A 19,055-nucleotide genomic window follows, 5' to 3' on the forward strand; every position below is an offset into this window, starting at 1 on the left:
TTCGCAAGCTGACTACCGGTCACGGTCGCTGGCTGCGTTGCCGGTAAGTTGTTAGTCCTCAAACGGGTTACCGCTGTCTTTCACTTCGGTATTGAGGTTGTATTCCGCACGCACGGCCTTGAGCACGCCCTCGATGTCGCGCTCGAAGCCCACCGCGTTGCCGAAGTGGGTCATGTTCCAGTTGCAGCCTGTCTTGTCAGCCTCTTGCAACTGCGGCCGCGGCACACGAATCTTCACGCCAACCTCGACGATTTCCTGCAGTCGATGGATTCGCCGGTCGACCTCCTGCTGTAGCTGCGAAGCATTGAGCGTTTTGCGTATCATCCAGGTTTCCGTCTGGTTGCTCAAGCCAGTCTAGCGCAAGTGAGGCGTTCCGCGACCTGGCGCTGAAATGCAAGGTGCGTGAGAGCGCAGGCGCCCTGGTTCGTCGGGGTGCGTCAGTAAGTCAGGAAGCGACAATCACGACGACGCTGCCGCCAATGCCACGACCACCGACGTTCGCGAGGCCAATCACTACGCCGCCAGCTGATGCTCATAATATGGCCGGTCCCTGTCATCAAGTATCGCGTACAGCGTCGCAAGGTCTGATGCATCCGGGTTTAACCATGCATCGATGTTTTCCGACTTGATAGGAATAATGCACCGGTCATGTCCCGCTGCAGCAATTTCGGGGGGCGGCTCATCTGTTATGGCAGCAAAAGACAGGAGGTCCGGTTCGCCGGGTGCCGACCATCGGGACCAGAGGCAGGCGACGAGCATGTCGTGAGCGGGGTTCGGCTTGAACTCAAGTACCACGTTCTCGTCCTTTTCACCCTCGGCGAGCTCAAGACCTTCCATTTTTGCGCGGCTGACGTTTTCATAAAACGCGTTGACGACCAGGATACCGTGCGTGTGTCCAAACAAGGGGCGCCAAAAACCTTCGAGATTATCTCGCCGAGCGTTATACGTTCCGGGATATTTAAGGTCGTGCGAGGCCGGTTTGCCAGCAATGCGACATTGATAACGCATCGGTTTAATAACGCGTTGGCCGTCTTCAATCACCATGACGGGCGCATAGTTCCCCGGAAAGATGCGCGAATCGCGGGCCTTGGGCTCAGTCCGCTGAATGTCGTCAAGCTTACCGAGGGTCCACGCAATTTTGTCGGTGGCAATCCGCTCACTCTCGGCGGGTGCCTTGGTTACTTTTGTCTGGAGTGAACGTTCCGCGTCTGCTAGCCGCCTACGTTGCTTAAACAGGTCCTGTTCGAGTTTGGTCGCCTGCTCTGCATTGAACCGGTCGATAAGAGCCTTCACCTCGCGCTCGGCATCAGACTGAGGCTCCGAAAACGCGTCTTCCATAGCTTTCGGTATTTTCGCTTTGCTGCCCTCTGCTCGCTCGAAAAAGAGTCGCGCGAACTCCTTTATGCTCATCGTTGCGCCGAACATCCGCACGAACTTGCGGTAGTCAGCCAGAATCTGAGCCGAATAGCACATGTGAACCTCCGGTTTGCGTCTCCATGATAATCCCACCTCTCGGGCATTCGGCTCAACAACGAGTGCCCGTCTCGTCTTCAATCGTGATGAAGATGACGCCTTTCGCGGTCTCAGGTCGTTGACGCACCGTGACGATGCCGTATCCGCGCGAGCGAGTCTTCCCGTGGTGTCGACGCGCCAGTGTGTTTTTCCCGGTGCTGCAAAAGCCGTTTGACGCAACCCTTCGTCGATTGCGGGCAAGCGAAGTGCTGTCGTAGCCCATTCGGTCGCGGCGCTGCCATTGGATGCTTCAACGTGCCGGATGCCCCCGCATGCTCCGGCCGGAGCATCCAGGAACCACTTCCCACTGATGGCCGTTCAGGGCTTCCTCGCAGAGGCGAGCACGCACGGCATTGGCACGTGAAACTCCTCGTTGTTGCGATAAGCGGCCGCACTTTCCGCGACGGCCTTTTCAATCAGAGCGAAGTCGTCCTGCGTTTGAGCTTTCAGGATTGCGGCTATGCGCACACCGCCGCGCATCAGCGCATGGAGAGGTGTTTCGGGCGCACGAATGCGCCATGTCTGGTCTACGTCCTGAACGTGCGGTTCGATGAAGCCCGAGTCGAGCAGCACGCGCTCGCATTCACGCCAGTTGCTGAAGCGAAAGAACAGAGGTCCTTCGGGGAGCCCTACATCCATCTGACCGTGCGCTTCGACTGCCTTGAGGACCATGCCAAGTCCAATTGCCTTGTCCGCTGCTGCCCATGCAGTAAAAGCAATTCTTCCCCCGGCGCGCAGTACACGAAATGCCTCCGCGAGAGCCTTCTCCGGATGGGCGAAATGGAACAGCCCAAAGCTGATGCCCACCGCGTCGAAACTCTCATCGGCGAACGGAAGGTCTTCCGCACTGCCGACGCGGAACGTGAGCGACGGATAAAGGCATCTTGCGTGCTCAACCATCGCCTCGGCGACATCGACACCCACTACATCGGCCCCCCGTTCCGCCGCAGCAGCAGCGAGGTAGCCTGGGCCCGATGCGACGTCGAGAAAACGCGAGCCTGGTTGGACATCAACCGCGTCGAGCAGTGCACCGTGCGATTGGGTGGTCAGGTTCGCGTAGTAGGCGTGATAAGGCTGGGCGAGTCTCTCCCAGCCTTGGTGCTCGAAAGCATTGAATGCATCTTCTTCCATTTCTGCATCCCCTTGGTCCATTGCACTATGGGATAACGTCAGGGATTTCAGTGTGGTGCCGTCCGTGAGCCACCGCTTCCTCTGCCTGCGGTGCCCGTGACGGGACAGCGGAAATGGGCGCGACCGCCGCCCAATCCGTCAGGCTCCTGTCGCTCGTCAATCAACGTGCTCTGCAGAGGACGCGTCCGACTTATTTGTGTTCGGCAGGTCAACCCGCCCGTAACTTGCCAGCAACGGCCCTGCTCACTGCCTTGAGCAACCCACTGAGTCGAGACGGAAAGGGGGGCGCTCATTTGGGTGACTCTCATTGCTGGTGGCGTGCTTGCGCGTCCCCACCTCAATGCGGCACCTCTCGCTCGGGCGGCATACCCTCTCTGAACGCATGGCTCGCCGCCCGGTTATCAGCCGATTTACCCGCCCATTGTGACGAGGAGCGTGACGTCCATCGGGATAGTCACCGCCTTGTGGCCCAGCACGCCCTTAGGAATATTGAACGTGCCGCCATAGTGAATCGTATGTGCACCGGGAGGCAACTGAAGCATCAGGAAGTAACCGTCTCCCACTGACGTGCCACTGCCGCCGACAGTGTTAAAAATCCACGGCGTAGGAGCGGTAAACGTGAACTGGACGGTCGTCGTCCGATAAGCCGTTACATTGGCGACCGGGACACCGTCGATGGTGACGAACAGGTCCTGAATGTAATTAGCGAACTGCTGGGCAATCGCCAGTTGGCCCGCCGCCGTAGTCGCAAAGAATGGCGGGGCATCCAACGACGACGCCTCGATATCGAGCGTGGTTAGAAAGATGGCTTTGCCAGCCGGGATAATCGTCGCCGATTGGTTGCACACTACTGTTGCCTCCGGCGCAGACCAGAACCAGACATCCCCGCTTTGGCCCGCCGAGATGGGACGATTGTTACAGTCGTTAAACGGATGCGGCAGGGTCGGGTCATTGACTGGCAATGCCAAGGCCCATTGCCAGAATGCCGCCTCCCACAGAGGATACGTTTTCCCCTCGAAGGTCTCGTTCGGCGGGACAATTTGAGTACTGGTTACCGCCGCCTTGGTGACAGAGTTATTGGCCACCGACGCAGGCGCCGCGCCGTCACTGCCGCCACCACCGCAGGCGGCTAACGCCGTCGCAAGAGACACGAGGATTGCGGATATCCCTAACACTTTCCTGACGGAGGCCGCCGCGGCAGCGCCGTCATGCTTTTCGACCTGGTCATTCATGATGGTCTCCAGCAGGGTTGAACTTACGCCGGTCCGAACCGCACGGACGATGCTCCAAAACAAATTCGCACTCCGCGGAGGCGCTGACACTCCGGGCGATTCGCGGACGTACGCGAGAGCGACGCCAGCAAAGCTCAGTTCAGGAACAGCGGGCAGCGGAAAATGAACGGGTCGGGGAGCCTGTACTCTTTCATCCAATACACAACTTCATCGACGGTGTCTCGAGGAGACTTGCGGACATACAACGAACCGCAAATTCGAGATGGCAAAGCCCTCCACCATCAGCGCGAGGGTAAAGACCTACCGAACCGGCCGACTGGCCGGGAATATGAGTCATGTCGTCGGTGATTCGATGCGAGATTGCCTCGACCGGGTCCGGCGTAATGAACGAGAGAAGTGCGTCACCAGGCTGGTTTTGGGGGCTTGGTGTTGGCAGATGGGCGCCCAGGAGTTGCGCGGAAGTCTGCCTTTGGTGACTTTATGAGTCGGCAACGACGTGAAGGTAGTGTTGCACGATTTGTTATAGCCAAGGGGTGGAAGGAATACAAGACCAGAACGAGATACCTTTCCGCCTTCCGCTGGTGAGAGGTGGCGCGAAAGACCGTGTCAACTTCGACACAAGCATTCGATAATGCAATTCATGCAATCACGTTGGCCCGACTTCTGGGCGAGACGATGACTCAATCAGACGCGGGGATTGGAGCAAGTCACTACTCCCGCTCCGCCCGGGATGCGGCACAGGTCGCATATTCACCGGTCGATTGCTTGGCGCCGATTCGTCTGCAGTTAGATGTTTGACGTCTCTTCAATGGAAGTTCCTGCTGACCGACGGCAGCTCGCCGAGCAGGTATGACATATCAATGAGGCGTTGCGCGACAAGGTGCCGTACTTCACCTTCACACTGCCATACACCGAGCACACCAAGTAACGATGCGCCAAGGACTTCCTTACGCTGTTGCTCAAGCACCTTGGGCCAAATGATGACGTTGACGTTACCGGTCTCATCTTCGATGGTAATAAAGATGACGCCCTTCGCCGTCTCTGGCCGTTGACGCACGGTGACGATGCCACAGGCACGGGCCAGGCGACCGTTCCGATAAGTCTGCAGCGTTGAGGCCGGCATCAGTTTGTTGGCAAGCAGTTGGGGGCGCAGTAGCGCAAGAGGGTGTCGTCCAAGTGTTAGCCCCGTCGACCGGTAGTCACCGACGATATCTTCCGCTTCGGAGGGCGCACCCAGTTCTGGTGTTTCGTCTTCAACCTTCGCAACCGATAACATGTCTTTGTCAGGCACTGAAGCGACTGACTGCCACAGCGCTTCGCGTCGATTGCCGGCAAGAGATGACAGTGCGTTCGCCGCTGCAAGCACCTGCAGGTCGTGACGGTCCAACTGAGCGCGTTTCGCGAGGTCGCCCACTGTCGTGAACTGTCGCACGGCTCGTGCATTTTCAATACGCTCCGCGGCTCCGTCCCGCATACCTCGGAGCAGCGACAAACCTAACCTGACGGCAGGCTTCCCGGCACCGTCTGTGTGCTCAAGCGATGAGTCCCAGCCACTTATCGTGACGTCCACCGGCAGTACCTGGACTCCGTGCCGCTTCGCATCCTGCACGAGTTGCGATGGCGAGTAAAAACCCATCGGCTGGGAATTCAACATCGCAGCGAGAAACGCTTCCGGCTCGTGACGCTTTAGCCAACTGCTTGCGTACACCAGCAGCGCGAAGCTGGCGGCATGGCTTTCTGGAAAACCGTACTCGCCGAAGCCGAGAATCTGCTGAAAGATGCCATCCGCGAATGTCTTGTCGTACCCGCGCTCGAGCATGCCGTTCACGATGCGGTCGTAGTATTTATCCAGACCACCTTTGCGCCGCCACGCTGCCATCGCCCTTCGCAACTGGTCTGCCTCCCCAGCGGTGAAGCCGGCCGCCAGGATGGCCACCTGCATCACCTGTTCCTGGAAAATCGGAACGCCCAACGTGCGGCCCAGTGCCGTCTCAAGCGCCTTGCTGGGATAAGTCACCGGCTCGAATCCCTGTCGGCGCTGCAGATACGGGTGAACGGCGCCACCCTGAATTGGTCCCGGGCGAACAATCGCAACCTCGATAACCAGGTCATAGAACGTGCGGGGCTTCAGTCGTGGCAGCATCGACATTTGCGCACGCGACTCTATCTGAAACACACCGACGGTATCCGCGGCCGAAATCATCTCGTACGTCTTCGGGTCCTCTGCCGGAATGTCCTGCATTTCAAAGCGCTCACCGCGCTGGTCTGATACTAGGTCCAGCGTGCGACGAATTGCTGACAGCATCCCGAGTGCCAGCACGTCAATTTTGAGTAGCCCCAGCGATTCGAGGTCATCCTTGTCCCACTCGATGACCGACCTGTCCACCATCGCAGCGTTCTCAACCGGCACGAGGCGTGTAAGTTTTCCCCGGCTGATAACAAACCCGCCGGAGTGTTGGGACAGATGTCGCGGGAAGCCAAGCAACTGCGACGCGAGAGATGCCCAGGCCTGAATCAGCGGCGTTTCCGCGTTGAGGCCGGACTCCGTAAAGCGTTTGAGAAGGTCCTGTTTGCCATCAAACCATTGATGCCCCTTGGCCACAGCATCGACAATTTGCGGGTCAACGCCCAACGCCTTGCCAGTTTCGCGAAGAGCGCCGCGGGGTCGATACGTCGAAACGGCGGCGGCAATCGCAGCCCGGTCTCGACCGTATTTTTTGTAGATGTACTGTATGACTTCTTCGCGCCGTTGGTGCTCAAAATCGACGTCAATGTCCGGCGGTTCACCACGCTCTTTAGAGATAAAGCGTTCGAAAAGCATGCTGCCACGTGCAGGGTCGACCTCGGTAATGCCGAGGCAGTAGCAGACTGCAGAATTGGCAGCCGAGCCACGGCCCTGGCAAAGGATATGCTGGCTGCGAGCAAAGTGGACGATGTCATAGACGGTCAGGAAGTACGGCTCATATTGCAGGTCCGCAATCAGCTCGAGTTCGTGCTCAATCTGCTCCTGAACGTTATGCGGGATGCCTGAAGGGAAACGTCGCTGTGCGCCGACGTATGTCTCCTGCCGCAGGTATGCCGCCGGTGTAAATCCGGGTGGCACCAATTCGTCGGGATACTCGTACCGAAGCTCGTCGAGTGAGAACGTGCAATGCGCGACGATGTTGGTCGTCTCGCTGAGCGCGTACTCCGGATAAAGGTTTGCGAGTCGCAGCCGGGAACGCAGATGCTGCTCCGCATTTGGCGCCAGGTCATATCCGCATTCGTGCACCGGCCTGCCGACGCGAATGGCCGTGAGCGTATCCTGCAATGGCTTGCGCGAGCGCACGTGCATCACGACCTGGCCGAGCGCGACGACTGGGATGCCGTGCATGTCGGCAACGTATTCAATGGCGCCGCGATGGATGTCATCCATCGCCCGCTGATGCAGCACGAGCCCGCACCACGCACGACCGGGAAATGTCTGGTCGAGCCACTCAAGCTGCGCATTGAGTGCATCCTCTTTAGCGGGAAAATCTGGCACCAGTATCGCGAGACAGTTGGGCATGCCGCGCAGGTGACTGTTCTCCCTGTCGGGCCGCGACAGGTCCTGGGGCGTCAGCCGGTACTGGCCTTTGGGTGCACGTGTACGCGCGAGCGTAATCAGCTCGCAAAGGTTCCCGTATCCCTCGCGATTCTGGGCGAGAAGGATGAGGCCGAACGCCGGTGAGCCGTCGGCATTGACGAGCCGGAAGTAGGAGCCGATGACGAGCGGAAGCTTCACTTCCTTGGCCGCAACATGCGCCCGCACGATACCTGCAAGCGAGCATTCGTCAGTTATCGCCAGACCCGAGTAGCCGAGTTGCGCCGCACGCCCGGCCAGTTCCTCTGCATGCGAAGCGCCATGCAGGAAAGAAAAGTTGGAAAAGCAGAACAGCTCGGCGTACGCCGGTAGTGTGGAAAACGTGGAATCCATGGCCTGTCATCCGAAAAGGCCGTGGAGGAACCAGCGCGGCTCTTCTTCTGCATCTCGGCTGCTTACACGCTCACGATATATCCAGAAACAGCTCTGGTCTTCGCCCTGAGCGACAAAATAATCACGCGTCATGAGTTCGCCATCGAACCACCCGCTCTCGATGCGTTCTCCCGGCGACACAAGGCGTAGCGGTGAGCCATAGAATGGTCGGTGCTTCCGCATCAGCAGGCGCACGGGCTTCTCGAGCAGCCATGTTGGCCGTGGAAGTCCCTGCGGAAGCAAAGTGCTTTTCGACGCACTCGCGACAGGCACCCAACGGTTCGCAATCTCTGGACGGTAGTCTGCCGTTGGGGAGGGCTTTAGGACGTTGTCTTCGCCAAGCCTTGCGACCAGCAGTTCGACGAGACGGGCATGGTCCTCTGCGGAGCCACCGGGCTCTGGAAAGAGCGTGTCGGACACTGGCGCTGCTGGTTGCACGTTCAACGCATCAAGTCGCAGTGCGATGACCGGCGCGCTCAGTTCTACGCGGGCAAGCCGCTCTTTGATGAGCCGGACAAGATGGTCCTCGTGCCATGTTGGCTCACCCAGCGCAATCTCGATAGGCGTAGGGTCTATCGCCTGCCTGCCGCGCTCGTGTTCGAGCAGAAGCGTCGCGCCTGTAAGCGCCAGATGCTTCGCACAAAGCCAGCCACAAAGCTGCACAACAAGGCGATGCGCGCCGAAAAGCGCCGCTTCCGCGTGCTCAATGCGGTCGGGCATTTCAATGCGGGCAGAAAACGTTGGAGGCAGTTCCAGCCAGTCAAACAGCTCGGGCACCGTACCGAAAGCGCGGTCCAGCGAATCGAGCAGGTGCTCGCCGCAACGGCGCTGCAGTCCCGCGCGCGGCAGCCGTCGGACATCCGCTATGGTCTCGCAGCCAAGCCCGGTAAACCAGTCGGCGAACGGTCGCACTTCCGGTACTGATAGCAGAGGTAATGCGGACAGTTGCCGTTCGAGCGAGTCGACCTTGAGTACGCGCCGGTTCCGGTGTTTTGCCAGCAGCCATGCGCCTTGCCCAGTGGGCGCGGCACTTATCCGCGCGGTCAGTCCCATGGCTTCGAGTATCGCTTTCGCCTGCCGGCATACAGCGAGCAGTCCACCAAACAGACGCAGGCTTGCGCCGATGTCGACCACGACGACAGCCTCTTCGAGCACAGCGACATCGGGTGAGAACCGCATGAGCGCCACTGCAACTTCGCGTTGCGTGGCATGTTCGCGGCCGAGGTCGCGCTCGTACATCTCTACCTCCGGCGCGAGCGTCAACACACCGCCGCGCTTCATGCCAACCCGCACGCCCGCAGACCTGGCTACCCCGTCAGCGATGAGCACCGTGTCCCTGTCCAGGACCACGCAGCCATGTGCGGGCTCAGGCAGCCACTTTGGCCGGAAGACCTCGAGCTGCAACCGCGATAAGTGGACGGCGAGAAATACGCGCATGGTGCGAAAACAGGACAGGAGTAGGTTGAAGTGGAATGGACAGAGGCGCTGCGCGTGCTGGACCTCGTCGCTTCGTGATGTCGACAGTCAAACCGTCCCGTTCTGGTTTGAGCGCCAGTCTTAAAACCGCTGGGGAAGCGTCCTGTGCGGCTGCCAGCGGGCGGACCATAAAGAAAAGCGTCTCTGAGGCCTGTGCGGCCAGATGCAACCGACGCAGCGAAGAGGTCTGAACGTATTGCGCCCAGAACAGCAATGCCCCGCAACTGCCGGCGCGCAGAATCTGCTCTGCTGCCCACAATGCGTCCGCCGTCTTCGAGGCCCGAATCTGCATCAGTTGCTCTGGCGACAACCCGATGTACTCGAGGCCAAGCCCGTTGGGAATGTGCGGTGGCTGCACCATAGCAACCGGGCGCTTGCCCAGTTCGCTGAGCGCAGGGCGTAGCAGCCGCATTTCACCCACGCCGGCCTGTTGCACCAGCAGGTCCACTAGCGCACCGACCGGCCAACCGCCGCCGGGCAACTCGGCGGAGAGCGCCGGGTAGCCGGTGTCAACGACCCGTCCGCGACCGCGCGCGAGCTGGGACGCCCGCCACAGGGACGGGTGTATCTCTTCAGCCAGAACAGTAGCGGTGGACATGGCGCACTAGAAAACCTGTATATTTATACAGTATCGTACACGCAATTTTGCGACAGTGAACTGACACTTTTAATCGGAGGCTCACCTATGGATGCACGCGTTCGCAAGGTTGGCCATCCGATGCCCGAGCTGGCGGGGTTCATGGCAAAACTGCGCGCTGCTTTTGGCGACGAGGCCATTGATGATGCTGTCAGGCGCGGCAAAGCTGGCGAGCCGACGTTTTATGCCAATGAAAACGGCCGTGCTGTTGGCACGGCAAGTCCGGCGAACGACAATGTCTGGCGCGTCGCCGCTGACATACGGAACCGGCAGTATTGCCCCGGGTGCGATGGCGGATGCGTCGGACAGGGCGTTGGTTGCAAAGAGTGGCTGCAACGACAGGCTGGGAAGGAGAGTTTGTGAAAACAATTGGATTGGCCATACTGATGGCGACATTCGCGCCGGCCGCGTTTGCGGCTGGCGTGTATACCGAGGTTTGGAATCCGCCAGAGGCGCGTGCGGCCGCCCCACACAGGGTCAGTGCTGCGCACAAGCTCCCGGTTCGTCGACGCGTCGTTCCGCATGCGATGAAAGTGCACGCGCGGCGCACGCCGATATCTGCACCCAAGCTCGTGGCGAAGCAACGCAACATACAAAAGGGTCCGCCCGCAATCGAGCCCGATATGTCTGAGATTCCACGGCAGCTCACTCCCGAGGGAAACGTGCTTCGGGTTGATTCTCGCGGCATGTCGCCCGAGGTCACACGTTGATGGAGTCAGAGAGCTATAGCGGCTACACGGTGTGGGGGCACGCAATCCTTCAAGAGGAAGGCATCTTGCAGCCGGAACGGTATGCGGCGAGCGGGACAATCACTACGGGCGGCAAGTTAATAGAAGCATCGGGTGTCCTCGGTCATTTCGATAGAGAAGAAGATGCTCAACATACAGGGCTGGATTGGGCCCGCGCCTGGGTCGATGCATACGGGTGAGATAACTACCTCGTCAGCCATTGCGATGTGCACCGATTTCCTTCCTGTCATCTACTTTCATTTGCCAATCGTCGGGCTCCGTCGTGAAGCATCCGAACGGTTCTTCGCGTCGCTAAAAAGAGTCCCATCCAATTATGGCTTTATGTCGAAAGGACTCTTCGATGATACGAATGAGTAAAGACATATCTAGCGAATGATGTTTTAATTTTTCTGGCGGCCATTTTAGACGAATACATCGCTCGCTTCGGTCGAGTGTCAGAGACTGACCAGTCGCGCTGACACGTCATTGAAGGAAGTCTTTTTACCACCAGGCATTCGTCGTAAGGCCGTCCGAACATGGACCATCCCGACGGAGTGAGCTGTATGCCGAGCAGGCTTGGGATTTCGTAGCGGCGGATATGAACGACCCAGCTACGAGGTTCGGCTGTCCTACTTTGGTATTCGAGCGTACGTCGCGTTAACGACGACGCGAACTCGCGAGATATGGCAGTGAGTTTCAAATGTTGTCGCGCGCGGTTGTACTCTCGATGCCTACCGCTGCTAATGGCTGGGCCCGTAAGTGGCAACCCGCGCGCCGGACCGCTTCCTCACGCCGTCAACCGTTCCGCCGCAATGGTTGAAAATAGCGCGCACGGAAACCACCGTCGGTATTTTCAAGCACGAGGCGCCCGCCGGTCCGACGAGCAATCTCCGAGACGATGGAAAGACCCAGTCCGCTTCCCGACGCTGCGGAATGGTCCAGCCGGTAGAACGGTTCCAGTACCCGCTCGAGTTCCACGTCTGGAATGCCCGGGCCTGAGTCGACGACTTCAAACATCACGTCGCTTCCTGCCTGAACGACGGACACGTCCACCTTGCCACCGACCGGCGTATATCGCACCGCATTGTCGACCAGGTTTCTCAGCACCACTGTGACTGACGACACGTCGATAATGGTGTCAAGTTCATCGAAGTGCTCGAACCCAAGGTCGATATCTTTCTCACGTGCGAGACCAATCGTGGCGTTGATTACATCGGTTGCCACTGCTCGCAATGAAACCGCAACTGGTCGCTCCAGCGCTCCCTGTTCAGACCTCGCCAGTTCGAGCAGTTGCTCCACCAACCTATGCGTGCGGCGTAATCCTGACTGCAAGACTACAAGCCGCTCGCGGGCGTCTGGCGACGTAATGGCTGCGCCAAGATTGCCCGCCTGCAGCGACAGCGCGGCGATTGGCGAACGCAATTCGTGCGCAGCGCTCGCGACGAACCGGCGCTGATGGGTGATGGCCTCTTTAAGTCGGGCAATCAGGCGGTTAATCGACCTGACGAACGGCAATGCTTCATTGGCTATCCCATCCTCAGAGAGCGGTTCGAGCGACGCATCCGTTTGTCGGTCGACAACATTCGCCAGACGCGTGAGAGGGGCCAGCTTGGTTCTGACAATCACCACGACCACGATGAACAACCCCGGGAGAAGTATCAGCATGGGGACAAGCGTTCTCATCGAACCGTCCTGCGCAATTTCGTCACGCAACGCGGAAGGCTCAGCCACGGCGATTCGCTCGCCGCTGCGGAGCGTACGAATGTGGACGCGCCACCTTTGGCCGTTACCGTCCAAATCATGAAATCCATCAGCTAGCGAGTTGGGAATCACAAGTCCTGCGGCCGGTGTGTGTGTCGTCTCGTCGCTTAGCCTGTCGATGACGACCTTGAGGTCTGCATCCTGCGAACTCTCGACAGAAGGCCGAGAACCAGTAAATGCTAGCGCTCGGCTGTCAATAAGCGCGGCTATTTCCTTGAGCTGTCCGTCCTGCAGTTCTCTGGCCTCCTGGTAGGCGAACACGAACGACAGCGCGCAGGCAATCACACCCACCCCGCCAATCACGCAGCCAATCCAGGCCGACAGCTGCCACGTCAGGGAACGTGATTGTTTTCCTTGTCTACCAACCATCCCACACCCCGTACGTTGCGAATGACCGACGCCCCCAGCTTCTTGCGGATACCATGAATCACCACTTCCACGGCATTGCTCTCGACCTGCTCTTCCCACGCATAGACCTTTCGCTCAAGTTCGCTTCTCGACATGACAGTGCCAGGCTTCATCATCAGCGCGCTCAGCAGCGCGAACTCGCGACCGGTCAGGCTGCACTCTGTCTGACCATACACCGCGAGGTGTGTATTTGAATCCAGAGTCAGATTTCCGCTCGTCATTTTCGTGTCGCCGTGGTCACCAAGCCTGCGAGTGACCGCCCGAAGACGTGCGAGCAGCTCGCCGATTTCGAACGGCTTGACCAGATAATCGTCGGCGCCCGCGTCGAGCCCGGCAATTCTGTCGTCAAGGCTGTCGCGCGCGGTGAGAATAATGACTGGAGCCTTGCTGCCTTCTGCCCTCAAGGACCGGAGTACGTCGATGCCATCACGTTTCGGCAGGTTCAGGTCAAGCAGCACCACATCGTGCTCGCGTCCTATCAGCGCACCTGACGCCGAATCAGCATCGCATACCCAGTCGACCGCATAGGCGGCGTCCTTCAATGCCTGCACGATTGCGCCGCCAATCATTTCGTCGTCTTCTACGAGCAGAATTCTCATGCCTCTCACCGGTCGGCGGCAACTTGCTAAGTCAACACTAAGTCTCGCGCAGTAGTATCTGAAGCGTTTTTTTGCGCCGGATATCCATCGTGACCCATCGTACTTACGATACTAGGTTGCAATACCGCATTACCGCAACCGGTCAGCGACGTAGAGGTGCAAGTGCGCTCGTGCGGTTCGCTCAGCTGACGCTGACTGTAGCGTTAAGTGGATGTGCTTCGTATGCACCCAGGCCTCTTCCAGAGGCGCCGCAATGGTCTTATGACATAGCGACTACCGACGCCCCGCTGACGGTGGACCAGGTGGTCAAGTGGGCACTTCAGCAAAGTCCCGACATCCGGCGCGCTGAGCGGGAACTCGATATCGCCACCGCCAAAGAATATGCGGACGGCCTGTTGCCAGACCCAACGCTGACGTTCAGTACCGACCGCCCCGGCGCCGAGGGTTTTGTACCCGCGTTCATGGCCGGGCTCAGCTACGAGGTATCAGCGCTGGTTGACCGCCCCGCAAAAAAGCGAGCAGCCGCCAAAGCCAGTGAGAAGCAACAGCTCGCTTTGGAATGGGTGAAATGGCAGGTCGCGAACCGTGCTTATGCGCTCTACGTCACTAACGTGAGCCTCCAGCGACTCGAAGGTGAAGTCGGGCAGCTTGTGGCGTATCAGAAGGTCGGCACCGAACGATTGCAAAAGGCCCTTGCACGCTCCGACGTAACACGCGACGCAGCCTTGCAGGCGGAAGTAGCACACAACGACAACGTGCAGCAGCTAGGCACGCTACGACAGGAACGTCTCAGGGCCGAGCAGGACCTAGCCAGGCTGCTTGACATCCCGCCGGGGTCGCATTTGACGCTCGCAGCTCCGCCGGAGCCATCGGAAGTCCCACAGGACCTCGTCGTCCGCGCGCTTTCAGACCTGGGGCAGCGTCGCCCCGATTTGCTGGCTCTGCGTGCGGGGTACGACGAACAGGATGAACGCTATCGCGCAGCGCTTCTCGCACAGTTTCCACGGCTCGACATCGGCGTCACAAGAGGCCGCGACACGTCGGCCATCTATACCTCGGGACTTACCGTTTCTGTGACCCTGCCGCTGTTCAACGGCAATCGGGGCAATATCGCCATCGAAAAGGCCACCCGGGAGAGTCTCTATCAGGAATACGGGCAACGGCTCGACGACGCATATACCGCCGTCGACGCCATCAGTTCTGAACTGACTTTGCTAACTGAAAGTCTTCACAGCTCGCAGTCCACGGAAGCCGCGCTCAATGCATCGGTAAAACAGTTACGTCACGCCTATGGTACTGGCGACGTCACTTTTCCGGTGCTGGCCGACATCGAAGTCCGGCAACTGAATCAACGCATTGCGACAGCAAAGCTCGCCAATTCCATCCTTCAACAACAAGTCGAACTCTGTACCTTGATTGGTGTGAGCGCGATTGACCACCAACCGCTTCAATAGGTCGCCCATGACATCTGTCCGCCTGCTGGTCTTCATTGCGGTCATCGGCATCTGCTCCGTCGCCGGCCATCCTGCGTTTGCCGTGGACGTCGTGACGATGCCTGCGGTCCAGAAGCGCCTTGCATCCACCCTCTCAGCGCCGGCCCGCGTGCAGGCAGCATCCAATGCCGTACTTGGCGCGCCTACTGCCGGCGTCGTCTCCAGCTTGCGCGTGATTCCGGGTGAAGAAGTGCGGGCCGGGCAAGTGATTGCACGGCTGACCGGTCCCACCATATCGACTGATACCGCACGCCTTGCGGCGGACCTGACATCGGCCCAGATTCGAGTGACGGCCGCGACCCAGGCCGCCGCTATCGAACAACAGAAGCTGGAGGAACAACTCAGTACTCGCGATGCGGTCATTCGCGCCCATGCCGAACTCGACACCGCGCGTCAACAACTTGCAGCGGCGCAGGCGGCATCCCGCGGCTACGCAAGTCTCACCACCATTAGTGCGCCGGCCGCTGGGATGGTGACGGCCGTTAGCGCTGCCGATGGTCAGTACGTGAGTGCGGGGCAGGCGCTCATAACCATCGCGCCCACTACCGGCCTTTACGTAGTCGCCGACCTGTTCGGGAGCAATGCCAGCCTGGTTGCGCCGGGCATGAAGGGCGTTTTTCTGCCCGAAGGCAACAATGCAATGATTCAAGTGGTCGTTCAGCGCGTATCACGCAGTCTGACCACACCCGGCCAGATGGAAGTCTGGCTCAAAGCTGGACCAGGCTACACCCTCGACCCGGGGGCGGTTGGCACCGTTTCTCTGACCACGTCCGACGACAAGCAAGTGGCTATCCCATCAGCCGCGCTCATTCTCGACGCCGGGCAATGGTGGGTACTCGTGCGCGACCGGAGTGGCAGCCGTCGGCGCCAAGTCGTTCCGGGCCTGTCGGACGGCGGTTGGACATCTGTCAGGCAAGGTCTTGTGGCCGGCGAACGCGTCGTGACGCAAGACGCCTATCTTCTCTTTCACCAGGACTTTGCTACGCGTTATCAGCAAGCCGATTGACGTCGCTTTCAAAGAAGAACAATGCTCAACGATATCGTCAAGAGGCCGCTACTCTGGGTCATGCTCTACGCAGCCCTGATTGCATATGGCATCTACGCGCTGTTGAACATTCACGCGGAAGTGTTGCCACAGTTCAATATGCCGCAAGTGAGCGTTGTCGCGCAGTTGCCGGGCGCGACAACGTTGGACCTGGAGGGGCTGATTGCCCGACCGGTCGAAGCCGAACTGTCGTCGCTCGCGTCCTTGAGCGACGTACGGACAGTCATAGGGCAAGGTTCTGTCAAGATTGAGGCGCGCTTTTCTGAAGGAACTTCCCCAGCAAGTGCCCTGCAGGACGTTAACGGTGTCATCGGTCGCATCAACAGTTCGCTTCCGAAGGGTGCCAATCTGACGACGGAAATCTCCGGCAACGCGATAAACGAGGTCGCGGACTACGCAATCCAGATTCCTGACGGCGTGGACGCGTCCCAAGTCCAACGTATCGTCGAGTCAAATTTTGCACCACGTATCCGGGCGGTCGCTGGTGTACAACGCGTGTCTGTCGCCGGACCCGGAGCAGACGCAATATGGGTGCGTCCCGACCCTGCAAGGCTGCAGCGTTTCAACGTCTCTGCGTCGGCGCTTGCGGCAACGCTCGACGCGGCGACCGCGATGGTGCCGAGCGGGTATGTCAACCTCGGACATCAGGACGTATTCATGGAAGGCAGAAGCCTGCCGACGAGTCCCTCCGACTACGCGCACGTGCTCATTGGGAACCCTGGGGCCGCGATGCCTCTAGGCGCTGTTGCTGAGGTCATCCGGTCGGCGCTCCCGTCTCACCATTCGGTGAAACTCGATAACCGGCCGACCATTGCTCTGGTCGTTTTCAAGCAACCCGGGGCCTCGACCTTGCCCGTCGTCGACGAAGTTGATAAGACGCTCAAAGAACTGGAGCCGCAGTTGCCAGTCGGCGCACGCTTCGTGCGTATCTACAGTCAGGGGCATATTGTCGGTGTGGTCGCCTCTGACTTGACCAGGAACCTTGCCATTGGCGCCGTGCTTGCGGTTGCCGTGCTGTTCTGGATGCTCGGCGCCAGCCGCGGCATCTGGGCGCTAGCGTTGAGCATTCCGTTATCGCTGCTGCTCGGTATTGCCGGGTTGTACCTGATGCGGCAGACACTGAATCTGCTCACGTTCGGCGCCCTCTCAGTCGCGGTGGGCCTGCTTGCCGACGACGCCATCATCGTACTGGAAAGCATTTACCATCGTTGGGAAGCTGGCGACGGCAGGTGGGAAGGGGTTGCTCGTGGCTTGCGCGACATAGCCGGTCCTGACATTTCCGGGACGATGACGACTGTCGCGGTGTTCCTGCCGCTCGTGTTCGTGGGTGGCCTGGCGGGGCTGTTCTTTGTCCCGTTCTCTGTGGCGATGACAGTCAGCCTGGTTGCATCGCTGCTCATTTCGTTGAGCCTGATTCCGCTCGTGCTGGGGTTCATCGGACCACATGTCGAGCAACGCACGACGTCCGGTTCGCGCGCGGTTGCGTGGCTCAAGGGCCGTAATTTGCATCTGTTTGAATTTGCCCTGCGTCGTCCGCGCGCCTCGCTCTGGTCGTGCGTCGCCATTTTCGCGGTCTCGGTGGCCGGGCTTGTGCTGGTGCCCGTCGATTTCCTGCCGCTTCCGAACGAGGCAGTACTGCTCGAAAGCTTTACGCTGCCGCCCGGAACTTCATTGCATGACGCCCAGGACGCGTCGGACCGCATTACGCAGCGGTTGATGAGCCTCCCGCCTGTTGCGCACGTGTTTTCCCGCGTCGGGTCTGCTTCGGGAACGTCATACACCGAGCCCGCTTATGCCGGCGAGATTCAGATAGCGTTGAAGCCCAATGTGAACGCGAGCAGTCTGGACAAGGTCGGCAAGCAGGTTCTGGAGGCCTCAAAGCTCCCGGCGGTCCAGACAATCATTGGGACACCGACGCTCGAACGGGTGGGCGAAACGCTTTCCGGCCTGCCGCAACCGTTTGTCATCGACGTCTACGGCGATTCGATTGAAGCATTGCAGTCACTGTCGAACGAGGTTACGCATCGGCTCGCAGGCGTATCCGACCTCTCGGACGTCTTCAACAACGATGCCTATCCCGTAACGGAGCTGCAAATCACGCCCAATCCCGATGGTCTCGCGCTCCACGGCATTACGCCGGCGCAGCTCTTTTCCCAATTGCACATCCTGCTGGCCGGACAAACGGTCGCTAGCGTTCCAGAGGGCAATGGTCACCTGGATGTGTTCGTGAGACTCGCCGACCCAACGCATCTGTCCATCGAGCAGCTCAACCAACTTCCCGTAATGGCCAATGGGTGGGTCGCGTTGAAAGACGTGGCGTACGTCCACATGGCGACCGGGCCCAACGTTATACGGCACCTGAACGGACTGCGGGCGGTCGAGATTCTGGCGACACCCACTGCGCCGCTCGGTCAGGTCATTTCAGCTTCAAGGAAGGCCCTCGCGACGCTTCCCTTACCGGCGGGATACGAGGTGCGGTTTGGCGGTCTGTATCCGCAACTCGAACATGCTGCGCTCAACGTTGGCGTGGCAGCCGTAGTTGCTCTCGCGCTGATGTTGGGCATCCTGACGCTGCAATTCGATGGCCTCCTCGTGCCTGGACTTCTGCTGTTGCAAATGCCGTTGGCATTCTCGGGAGGGGCAATCGCTCTGGTGGTAAGTGGCGTTGGACTGAATGCCATCGGCCTGATTGCTTTTCTCACCCTGATTGGGGTGAGCTTGAATCACGGTATCGTGTTGCTGCAACTAGTGAAGCGAAACGAGGCACAGGGACTGTCCGTAGTCGATGCCGTGCGTGACGCTGTTGACGTGCGATTCCGGCCGATTCTCCTGACTGTGCTGACAGCCTCACTGGGCCTGCTGCCGACGGCACTCGGTTTCGGCAAAGGTGCCGCCCCTGAACAGGGACTCGCAATCGTTACATTGGGTGGGCTAATCTGGAGCGGCTTGCTCAGTACGAACCTGCTGCCAGCCCTTTATGTGTACAAGCGCGAGAGGCAACTTCGGAAAGCATCCCAGAGGCGTTGAGTTCGTGTAGAA

Annotated in this window: 14 protein-coding genes; 5 read left to right on the plus strand and 9 right to left on the minus strand. The window is 59.4% G+C overall.

Annotated elements, in window-relative coordinates; all coding sequences use genetic code 11:
* Positions 1-51 precede the first annotated feature (51 nt).
* The 7 genes from A6V37_RS07875 to imuA form a co-directional block, all read right to left on the minus strand.
* Positions 52-324 carry a hypothetical protein gene (locus A6V37_RS07875; RefSeq protein WP_064265606.1) on the minus strand — a complete coding sequence of 91 codons (273 nt, stop codon included), beginning with the start codon at positions 322-324 and terminating at the stop codon, positions 52-54.
* A 189-nt stretch (positions 325-513) separates the two neighbouring features.
* A complete protein-coding gene (locus tag A6V37_RS07880) occupies positions 514-1,473 on the minus strand; it encodes an SOS response-associated peptidase family protein (protein ID WP_064265607.1) in 960 nt (319 codons plus the stop codon).
* Positions 1,474-1,830: 357 nt separating this feature from the next.
* Entirely contained in the window at positions 1,831-2,643 is an 813-nt protein-coding gene (locus tag A6V37_RS07885) for a class I SAM-dependent methyltransferase (protein WP_064265657.1), read from the minus strand.
* Positions 2,644-3,053: 410 nt separating this feature from the next.
* Positions 3,054-3,875, minus strand: coding sequence for a hypothetical protein (locus tag A6V37_RS07890; RefSeq protein WP_064265608.1), 822 nt, complete (start codon positions 3,873-3,875; stop codon positions 3,054-3,056).
* An 805-nt stretch (positions 3,876-4,680) separates the two neighbouring features.
* Positions 4,681-7,830 (minus strand): error-prone DNA polymerase, encoded by a 3,150-nt coding sequence (locus tag A6V37_RS07895; protein ID WP_064265609.1) that lies wholly within the window; start codon positions 7,828-7,830, stop codon positions 4,681-4,683.
* A 6-nt stretch (positions 7,831-7,836) separates the two neighbouring features.
* Entirely contained in the window at positions 7,837-9,306 is a 1,470-nt protein-coding gene (locus A6V37_RS07900) for a Y-family DNA polymerase (protein ID WP_207547567.1), read from the minus strand.
* Positions 9,236-9,943: a translesion DNA synthesis-associated protein ImuA gene (gene imuA, locus A6V37_RS07905; protein ID WP_064265610.1), complete on the minus strand. Its 708-nt coding sequence runs from the start codon at positions 9,941-9,943 to the stop codon at positions 9,236-9,238. Before imuA ends, A6V37_RS07900 begins: the two co-directional genes overlap by 71 nt.
* An 87-nt stretch (positions 9,944-10,030) precedes the next feature.
* Between imuA and A6V37_RS07910 the strand changes: the two genes are divergently transcribed.
* A complete protein-coding gene (locus A6V37_RS07910; protein ID WP_064265611.1) occupies positions 10,031-10,345 on the plus strand; it encodes a hypothetical protein in 315 nt (104 codons plus the stop codon).
* A 346-nt stretch (positions 10,346-10,691) separates the two neighbouring features.
* A complete protein-coding gene (locus A6V37_RS42095; RefSeq protein ID WP_064265612.1) occupies positions 10,692-10,910 on the plus strand; it encodes a hypothetical protein in 219 nt (72 codons plus the stop codon).
* A gap of 595 nt (positions 10,911-11,505) precedes the next feature.
* Here A6V37_RS42095 and A6V37_RS07925 read toward each other — a convergent pair.
* Complete coding sequence (locus A6V37_RS07925) at positions 11,506-12,840, minus strand: ATP-binding protein (RefSeq protein WP_064265613.1); 1,335 nt, start codon at positions 12,838-12,840, stop codon at positions 11,506-11,508.
* Positions 12,804-13,478: a response regulator gene (locus A6V37_RS07930; protein WP_064265614.1), complete on the minus strand. Its 675-nt coding sequence runs from the start codon at positions 13,476-13,478 to the stop codon at positions 12,804-12,806. Before A6V37_RS07930 ends, A6V37_RS07925 begins: the two co-directional genes overlap by 37 nt.
* A 293-nt stretch (positions 13,479-13,771) precedes the next feature.
* Between A6V37_RS07930 and A6V37_RS07935 the strand changes: the two genes are divergently transcribed.
* Genes A6V37_RS07935 through A6V37_RS07945 form a run of 3 tightly spaced genes read left to right on the plus strand, consistent with a single transcriptional unit; the run spans position 13,772 to position 19,043 of the window.
* Positions 13,772-14,932 carry a TolC family protein gene (locus A6V37_RS07935; RefSeq protein ID WP_064265615.1) on the plus strand — a complete coding sequence of 387 codons (1,161 nt, stop codon included), beginning with the start codon at positions 13,772-13,774 and terminating at the stop codon, positions 14,930-14,932.
* Positions 14,910-15,977, plus strand: coding sequence for an efflux RND transporter periplasmic adaptor subunit (locus tag A6V37_RS07940; RefSeq protein ID WP_131799810.1), 1,068 nt, complete (start codon positions 14,910-14,912; stop codon positions 15,975-15,977). Before A6V37_RS07935 ends, A6V37_RS07940 begins: the two co-directional genes overlap by 23 nt.
* A 21-nt stretch (positions 15,978-15,998) precedes the next feature.
* On the plus strand, positions 15,999-19,043 hold the full coding sequence (locus A6V37_RS07945; RefSeq protein ID WP_064265617.1) for an efflux RND transporter permease subunit: 3,045 nt from the start codon (positions 15,999-16,001) through the stop codon (positions 19,041-19,043).
* Positions 19,044-19,055: the final 12 nt, after the last annotated feature.

The organism is Paraburkholderia ginsengiterrae, from assembly GCF_001645125.1.
Lineage (GTDB): Bacteria > Pseudomonadota > Gammaproteobacteria > Burkholderiales > Burkholderiaceae > Paraburkholderia > Paraburkholderia ginsengiterrae.